This is a genomic window from Marichromatium sp. AB32 (genome assembly GCF_003718675.1).
In the GTDB taxonomy this organism is placed as follows: Bacteria; Pseudomonadota; Gammaproteobacteria; order Chromatiales; family Chromatiaceae; genus Marichromatium; species Marichromatium gracile.
The window spans coordinates 1-8195 of record NZ_RHFJ01000092.1; the positions used below are offsets into that span (position 1 = coordinate 1).

General features: G+C 68.8%; 5 protein-coding genes. 4 read left to right on the forward strand and 1 reads right to left on the reverse strand.

Annotated features, from left to right (window positions below):
* Together EBL85_RS16120 and EBL85_RS16125 are read left to right on the forward strand one after the other, a co-directional pair.
* The coding region (locus tag EBL85_RS16120; RefSeq protein WP_148040571.1) for a glycogen synthase at window positions 1–1649 on the forward strand (1649 nt) is incomplete at its 5' end.
* A gap of 43 nt (window positions 1650–1692) precedes the next feature.
* Window positions 1693–2961 (forward strand): alpha-amylase family glycosyl hydrolase, encoded by a 1269-nt coding sequence (locus tag EBL85_RS16125; RefSeq protein WP_123143435.1) that lies wholly within the window; start codon window positions 1693–1695, stop codon window positions 2959–2961.
* Here the strand turns inward: EBL85_RS16125 and EBL85_RS16130 are convergent.
* Complete coding sequence (locus EBL85_RS16130) at window positions 2948–4306, reverse strand: alpha/beta hydrolase (protein ID WP_369964155.1); 1359 nt, start codon at window positions 4304–4306, stop codon at window positions 2948–2950. The two genes, EBL85_RS16125 and EBL85_RS16130, sit on opposite strands and share 14 nt — an antisense overlap.
* A gap of 174 nt (window positions 4307–4480) precedes the next feature.
* Between EBL85_RS16130 and EBL85_RS16135 the strand changes: the two genes are divergently transcribed.
* Entirely contained in the window at window positions 4481–6757 is a 2277-nt protein-coding gene (locus tag EBL85_RS16135; protein WP_123143437.1) for an FHA domain-containing protein, read from the forward strand.
* A 91-nt stretch (window positions 6758–6848) separates the two neighbouring features.
* Window positions 6849–8195, forward strand: a 1347-nt coding sequence (locus EBL85_RS16140; RefSeq protein ID WP_148040572.1) for a serine/threonine-protein kinase, incomplete at its 3' end; no start/stop codon positions are given.

Below are 8195 nucleotides of genomic sequence, written 5' to 3' on the forward strand. Positions count from 1 at the left end.
AGCCGGAGCAGCCGGAGCAGCCGGAGCAGCCGGAGCAGCCGGAGCAGCCGGAGCAGCCGGAGCAGCCGGAGCAGCCGGAGGCTAGCCCGGTGGTGGCGCAGCCGCCAGCCCGTGAGGCTCCCGCGCCGTATCCCGAGTCCGAGCCCCCTCCCCCGGCCGCGCCGGCACGCCCCGGGCTGTTCGTGGTCCATGTCACCCCGGAGCTGGCCACCGTGGCCAAGGTCGGCGGGCTGGCCGACGTGGTCTTCGGACTCAGCCGCGAGTTGGCGATCCGCGGCAACCATGTCGAGATCGTGCTGCCGAAGTACGCCTCGATGCGCTACGACCAGATCTACGACCTGCACGAGGTCCACCGCGACCTGTGGGTGCCCTGGTACGACGGGGCGATCCACTGCAGCGTCTATTTCGGCTTCGTCCACGACCGCAAGTGCTTCTTCATCGAGCCGCACTCGGGCGACGACTTCTTCGATCGTCCGGCGATCTACGGCTATCCCGACGACGTGCTGCGCTATGCCTTCTTCTCGCGCGCGGCCATCGAGTTCCTCTGGCAGAGCGGCAAGCACCCCGACGTGATCCACTGCCACGACTGGCAAACCGCGCTGTTGCCGGTCTATCTCTACGAGTTCTATCAGCGTCTGGGGATGACTCACCCCCGGGTCTGTCTGACCATCCACAACTTCGCCCATCAGGGCGTGGTCGACGGCGAGCTGCTGCGCGCCACCGGGCTGCAGCACCCCGCGCGCTTCCATCACCACGACCGTCTCGGCGACCCGCGCTACCCGGGCATGCTCAACCTGCTCAAGGGCGGCATCGTCTATTCCAACTTCGTCACCACGGTCTCGCCGCGCTATGCCTTCGAGACCAAGGACCAGGGACAGGGCTTCGGTCTCGAAGGCGTGCTCCACGCCCACCAGATCAAGTACGGCGGGGTGGTCAACGGCATCGACTACGACCTCTGGAACCCCGAGATCGACCGCCACATCCCGGCGCGCTACGGCATCGAGACCATCGAGGCCAAGTACGACGACAAGCGCGCGCTGCGCCAACGGCTGATGCTCGCCGACAACGAGAAGGCGATCGTCGCCTTCATCGGCCGGCTCGACCCGCAGAAGGGGCTCGAGCTGGTGCGTCACGCGATCTTCTACACCCTCGAGCGCGGTGCCCAGTTCGTGCTCCTCGGCTCCAGTCCGGACCCGGCGATCAATGCCGACTTCTGGGGGCTCAAGCGGATGCTCAACGACAGCCCCGACTGTCATCTCGAGATCGGCTTCGACGAGGAGTTGGCGCACCTGATCTATGCCGGCGCCGACATGATGCTGGTGCCCAGCCGCTTCGAGCCCTGCGGGCTGACCCAGATGATCGCGCTGCGCTACGGCACCATCCCGGTGGTGCGCGCCGTCGGCGGACTGGCCGATACCGTGTTCGACAAGGATCACGCCGCCCGCCCGCTGCACGAGCGCAACGGCTATGTGTTCAACGACTACGACCACGCCGGGCTGGAATCGGCCCTGGGCCGGGCGATCGCCTGTTACCACGACTATCCCGGTGACTTCCGCGCGCTGATGCACAACGCGATGCGTACCGACTATTCCTGGAACCGTCCCGGCCAGGACTATCTCAACATCTACGACTACATTCGTAACGGCTGAGGTCGGCGGCCATCAGCAGCCTGTGGCGAGTAAGGATCATGCGATGAAGCTCTACAACCTCTTCCCCCGGCTCTGTGGCCCTCTCGATGAATGGACGCCCCATCTCGAGCGTGCCGCCGACCTCGGCTTCGACTGGGTGTTCGTCAACCCCATCCAGAAACGCGGCCGCTCCGACAGTCTCTACTCGATCACCGACTACTTCGCCATCAGCCGCGACTTCCTCCGTCCCGGCTCGCGCACCCCGCACAAGCGTCAGGTCCGCGCCATGATCAGCGAGGCCGAGCACCTCGGCATGCGGGTGATGATCGATCTGGTGATCAACCACTGCGCGATCGACTCCAGACTGGTGCGCAATCACCCGGAGTGGTTCGTGCGCGAGGGACAGCGAGTGGCCAACGCCGCCTGCATCGAGGCCGACGGCACCCGGGTGGTGTGGGAGGATCTGGCGCAGTTCGACTGGCACAACACCAGCGATCGCGAGGGGCTGTTCGGCTACTGTCTGGAGGTGGTCGAGCACCTGATCGCGCTCGGCTTTCGCGGCTTCCGCTGCGACGCCGCCTATCAGGTCCCGGCGGCGGTCTGGCACCGACTGATCGAGCACGTCCAGCGCGATCACCCCGAGGTGGTGTTCGTCGCCGAGACCCTCGGCTGTTCGCCCGAGCAGACCCGCGAGACCGCCGCCGCGGGCTTCGACGCCATCTTCAACAGCGGCAAGTGGTGGGACCTCGCCTCGCCCTGGCTGCTCGAGCAGTACGACGCCACCCGCGCCCTGGTGCCCTCGATCGGCTTCCCCGAGAGCCACGACACCGCGCGACTCTATGCCGAGTCCGGCGGCAACCCTCACGCCCTGGAACAGCGCTATCTGTTCGCCGCGCTGTTCTCCGGCGGGGTGCTGATGCCGATCGGCTACGAGTTCGGCTTCGCCCGACGGCTCGACGTGGTCGCCACCCGGCCGACGCACTGGGAGACGCCCAACCTCGATCTCGGTGACTTCATCCGCCACGTCAACGCGATCAAGGACGCCCACCCGGTGTTCCAGGGCGAGGGGCCGGTGCGCATCATCCCGCTCGACAACCCGGCGGTGCTGTTGCTGCACAAGCGCGCCGAGGACGGCGCGGGCGAGGCGCTGATCGCACTCAACAAGGACATCGAGCAACGCCAGTGGCTGCACGTCGACGACCTCTACCGCCACCTCGAACGCCCGGCGCCGCTGCGCGACTGCTCCTTCCAGTGGGCGATGGACTATCTGCCCACACCCTTCGACTTCGAGCTGGGGCCGGGGATGGCGCGGGTACTGGTCACCGGAGACTGACCCCGTCCTCGACGTCGGGAAAGCGCCAGGTCGCCGGCCCGGTACGTTCGAGCGCGCGCAACGGGTCGTCCGGCCCCCGGCCATAGCGCAGCAGGGCGACCAGATCGGCGCTCACCCGCGGATTGGTGGTGAAGTAGCCGTGTCCGAAGAAGTCGGTGCGCCGCCCCTCGTAACTGACCAGATCGATCCGACCGAGGGTCGCAAGATAACGCTGCGCGCCCGGGCGGATATCCTCGAGGGCGATCTGTCCCACCCGGTCGCGACTGCGGAACAGGATGCGCGAGATCAGCAGGGCGCGATCGCGCGGCGAGGCATAGACGGTCAAGCGCCCGGAGAGCAGTCGGGGCAGCGGCCGGGCGGCACGCGCGCCGAGCAGGTCGGGATCGGAGACGAAGCCGGTGATCTTCTGCGCGGCCAGATCGATATCGATGTCCGGTGACATCAGCACCAGGTTGTCGATGCGATAGCGTGCGCGCGGATCCTGCCCCTGGATCAGCGCCTCGACGACCAGCTCGCGCAACGCATCGACCAGCACCAGGGTGCCGCGACTGTGGGCGAGCAGCTGGATGCGCTCGAGCCCCGGGGTGGCGGCGAGCATGCGCAGCGTCTTCTTGAGGTGCTCGACGGCGTACTCGGCCGACTCGGTGGTGGCGGTGTAGGAGGTCAGCAGATTGCCGCTCGCCGCCGCCGGCCAGGTGAAGATGGCGCAGACCGGCTCGCGGCCGAGAAAGTGACACAGCTCGGCGGCGGTGTAGGCGGCACTGGCGAAGGTCTCGTTGAAGCCGTGGACATAGAGCAGCAGCTCCTTGCGCGGCGTGGCGGCCAGACGCACCCGCAACTGCTGCTGGAGATCGGCGCGGGCGCGGGCGAAGCGACGCAGCCCGGCCGGATCGAGACGGACCCGATCGGCGGCGTCGCGGACGATGGCATAGGGCTCCTCGGGAAAGCGCCCGAGCTCCTCGACCCGCCCCAGCTCCAGGGTCACCGGTCGGGTGCGCCGCGCCAGCAGGCTCTGGCGCAACACCCCATCGCCGTCGAGTCCGGGGCCGATCCGCACCCGCGCGCTGCCATAGACCAGCCCGCGCAACCGTCCCTCACCATAGGGCACAGCAGCATCGGTATCGCCGCCAGCACGGTCGGTGACATAAAGCAGCTCAAGATCATGAGGGTCGCGCGGCGCGCGGGTGAACAGCACCTGCTGCATTGACGGCTGCCCTGGCGACTGCCCTGGCGGCTGCCCTGGCGACTGATAGAGCAGCGGAGTCGGCATCAACTCGCGCGCCTTGCCGGCGCAGCCGCCGGTCAGCGCCCCGACCAACAGCACCCCGACCATCGTCCGCACCATCCACATGGCTCGTCTCCGTGCTCATCGCGTCACCTCGGCCCGGCTTCGAGCATAGACCAGAACCGTGCCGCGCCCCGCCGCCAGCGCCGCCTCATGCCGCGCACACGGTTTTATCGACGCGAACAATGGGGTAGATTTCGCTACAGCAGTCATCCACGAAACGAGGACCGGGCGATGGAAGAGGCGGCGCAGCAGATCGAGCTGAAGACGGCGCGACACGTGATCGCACAGCTGCGTCTCCAGCCCACCGCCGACTGCGTGCTCGGCAGCGCGCCGGAGTGCGACGTCGAGATCCAGGGCGCCGAGGTCCGCCCCCGTCACGCCCGTCTGTTCATGCAGCGCGGCGCGCTCTTCGCCGAGCCGATCGATGGGGCACCGCTGATGGTCAATGGCCGCCCCGTGCAGGGCGCCGTCGGGGTCGGTCAGGGCGACTGGATCGCGCTCGCCGGGGTACTGGTCCAGCTCTCGACCGACACGGTCGCGCCACTGGCGCCGGCGCCCGAGAGCGCCGAGCGCATCGAGATCCTGGTCGGACGTCAGGGCGACTGCGGGCTGGTGATCGACTCGCCCCAGATCTCACGTCATCACGCCCGGGTGTCGATCGTCGACGATCAGGTCTGGCTCGAGGACCTGCGCAGCACCAACGGCACCTCGGTCAACGGCGCGCCGATCCGCAGCCCGGTCACCCTCACCCCCGGCGATCGCGTCGCCTTCGCCAGCTTCGTGTTCGTGTTCACCGGCGCCGCGCTCGAGCCGGCCGAGATCGGCAACATGGTGCGGGTCGAGGTCAACGCCCTCACCAAGGAGGTCACGGACCGCACCACCGGCGCCCCGCGGCGCCTGCTCGACGAGATCGACCTGGTGATCGACCCCGGCGAGTTCGTGGTCATCTTCGGCACCAGCGGCTCGGGCAAGTCGACCCTGCTCGACGCCCTCAACGGCCGCCGCCCGGCCACCTCCGGGCAGGTCGCCTACAACGGCGTCGACCTCTACGGCGCCTTCGACCAGTTCCGCTCCGGTATCGGCTATGTCCCCCAGCAGGACATCGTCCATCGCAAGATCCGGGTGATCAGCGCACTCGGCTACACCGCGCGGCTGCGACTGCCGCCGGACACCTCGCGCGAGGAGATCGCCACGCTCAGCGAACGGGTGCTCGAGCGCGTCGGTCTCAGCGAGAAGGCCCAGCTCGCCGTCGACACCCCGGAGCCGCTCAGCGGCGGCCAGCTCAAGCGCGTCAGTCTCGCCGTCGAGCTGGTGGCCAACCCCAACATCCTCTTCCTCGACGAGGCCACCAGCGGGCTCGACGCCGGCACCGACAAGAAGATGATGCGGCTGTTCGCGCGCCTCGCCGCCGACGGCAAGACGGTGGTCTGCGTCACCCACTCGCTCGAGAACATCGACTGCTGCAATCTCGTCGCCCTGCTCCATCGCGGCTGTCTGGTCTATTACGGCCCGCCCGGCGAGGCGGCCGCCTACTTCGGCGTCGAGCGTCTCTCCGACGTCTACGAGCTGCTCGAGCAGGGTGAGGCCGAGCAGTGGCGCGCGCGCTATCGCGCCTCACCGCTCTACCAGACCTATATCACCGCGCGCCGCGCCGCCACCCCGGCCCCGATCGAGGCCCCGCAGCAGGCCAAGGGCGCGCGCGCCAAGCGCCCCGGCACCTCGCTGCGCGCCGGGCTGCGCCAGATGCTCACCCTCACCACCCGTTATGCCGACCTGCTGCTCTCCGACCGGCTCAATCTGCTGGTGCTGCTGCTGCAGGCGCCCCTGATCGCGCTGGTGGTGGGGGCGGTGTTCGACATCGGCGGCACCCTGCCCGAGCGCGCCGCCGCCGAGGGGCAGGTGACCTTCGTGCTGGTGCTCTCGGCGATCTGGTTCGGCTGTATCAACTCGGCGCGCGAGATCGTCAAGGAACTGCCGGTCTATCTGCGCGAGCGCTCGGTGACGGTGCGCATCCCCGCCTACCTGACCAGCAAGCTGGTGCCGCTGGCGCTGCTCTGTCTGCTCCAGTGCGCCAGCTTCCTCGCCATCGTCACCCTGATGCTCGGCTTCGAGGGGCCCTTCCTCGAGCGTCTCGCCACCCTCTTCCTCGCCGGACTCGCGGCCACCTGCATGGGGCTGGCGGTGAGCGCCCTGGTCAACTCCAACGACAAGGCGATCGCCGCACTGCCGCTGCTGCTGATCCCGCAGTTCATCCTCTCCAACTCGGTGGTCGCGCTCTCCGGGGTGACCGAGCAGGTCGCCCGCTTCTCGGTGATCGCCTACTGGGGGCTGGACGCGATGCGCGCGACCCTCGACGAGACGCTGCGCACCCCGCTGCCGGGCAGCGAGAGGGCGTTGATCGAGGTGCAGGCGAGCTGGGACGACTCGATGCTCGCGCTCGGCGGCCTGGCGCTCGGCTTCCTCGTGCTCACCACCCTGTCTCTCAAGCTCAAGGACCGGCGACTGTGAGGCTTGGCGAACACGGATCCTGGGGTTAGAGTGAGGCACTGAACACGCAACGCATAACCCCGCACGCCCCCAGCAACGAGCGAGACGCGCCGTGGAAGACCAAGAGCTGAAGACCTGCCCCAAGTGCGGCGCCCAGAACCTGACCGCCGAGCTGCCGGGACGCGACTACCGCTGCGGCGACTGCGGACTCGAACTGGCCCACCTCGATACCACGGCGCAGGGGGTGATCCGCGGCGTCATCCGCTGGTTGCGCGAGCCCGGCGAGATCATCAACGAGCGCTACCGGGTCAACTCGGTGCTCGGCAAGGGCGGCTTCGGCGTCACCTACCTGGTCGACGACCTGCGCCTGCACGGCAAGCACCGAGCGTTGAAGGAGATCCCCGAGATCCTCTTCGACGAACACGAGACGCGCCTGCTCGGACGTCTCAGCCACCCCGCCGTTCCCGACATCACCGACCGCTTCACCGACAGCGAGATGGTCTGTCTGGTACTGGAGTTCGGCGGCGATCGCACCCTGCGCGGCGAGCAGGAGCAGCGCGGCGGGCGCATCCCGCTGTTCGTGCTGCTGCCCTGGATCAACCAGCTGTGCGCCGCGATCGGCTATCTGCACGACCAGGACCCGCCGGTGGTGCATCGCGACCTCAAGCCCGACAACATCCTGCTCGACGACAGCGGGCGGATCATGCTGATCGACTTCGGCATCGCCAAGGAGGCGGCGCCGGACACCGCCACCCGTACCCTCGGGCGCGCCGCCAGCCAGGGCTTCAGCCCCCCCGAACAGGTGCTCGGCACCGGCACCGATCAGCGCTCGGACGTCTATGCGCTCGGCGCCATCGTCTACAACCTGCTCAGCGGCAAGATGCCGGCGGCGGCCTACGAGCGGGTCACCGGCGCGACCCTGGTGCCGCTGTCGCAATTCCTCCCGGAGATCCCGCCGGCGGTCGACGCCGCCGTGCTCCAGGCGCTGGAGCTCAACATCAACCAGCGCCAGCAGTCGATCGCCGAGTTCGCCGAGGTCTTCGAGCGACTGGCCGGCGGCAACGGCACCAGTTCGCCGACCGTGGCCGCCACCACCGTGCTCCCGCAATCACCCGGCGGCTTCAACCCGACCGCGGCCACGCAGACCGGTGCGCAGATCCATTCCTTACCGCTGCCGACCCATGCCACCGCCGCAACCGGCCAGGTCGGCGCCACAGCCGCGCCCCCCCCGACCAAGCAGCCGAGCCGCAGATCACCGCTGGCCCTGGTGGTCGGCCTGCTGCTGCTGGCCGGCGCTGGGGCCGGGACCTGGCTGGTGCTGGACGGGTTGCCCGGCCACGAGGACGAGGCCGCCCCGGACACCGCACAACAGGACGCCACGTCAACCAAGACAGAGGCTCAACCTGAGCCCGCCACCTCCCCGACGAGCGAGGGGTCCGCGGCAACGGCCGCTGCTGCG

What these genes read in the sequence shown, in the direction of transcription:
- EBL85_RS16125 (WP_123143435.1), top strand. Translation starts at nt 1,693, where the DNA reads ATGAAGCTCTACAACCTCTTCCCCCGGCTCTGTGGCCCTCTCGATGAA.
- EBL85_RS16135 (WP_123143437.1), top strand. Translation starts at nt 4,481, where the DNA reads ATGGAAGAGGCGGCGCAGCAGATCGAGCTGAAGACGGCGCGACACGTG.
- EBL85_RS16130 (WP_369964155.1), bottom strand. Translation starts at nt 4,306, where the DNA reads ATGGTGCGGACGATGGTCGGGGTGCTGTTGGTCGGGGCGCTGACCGGC.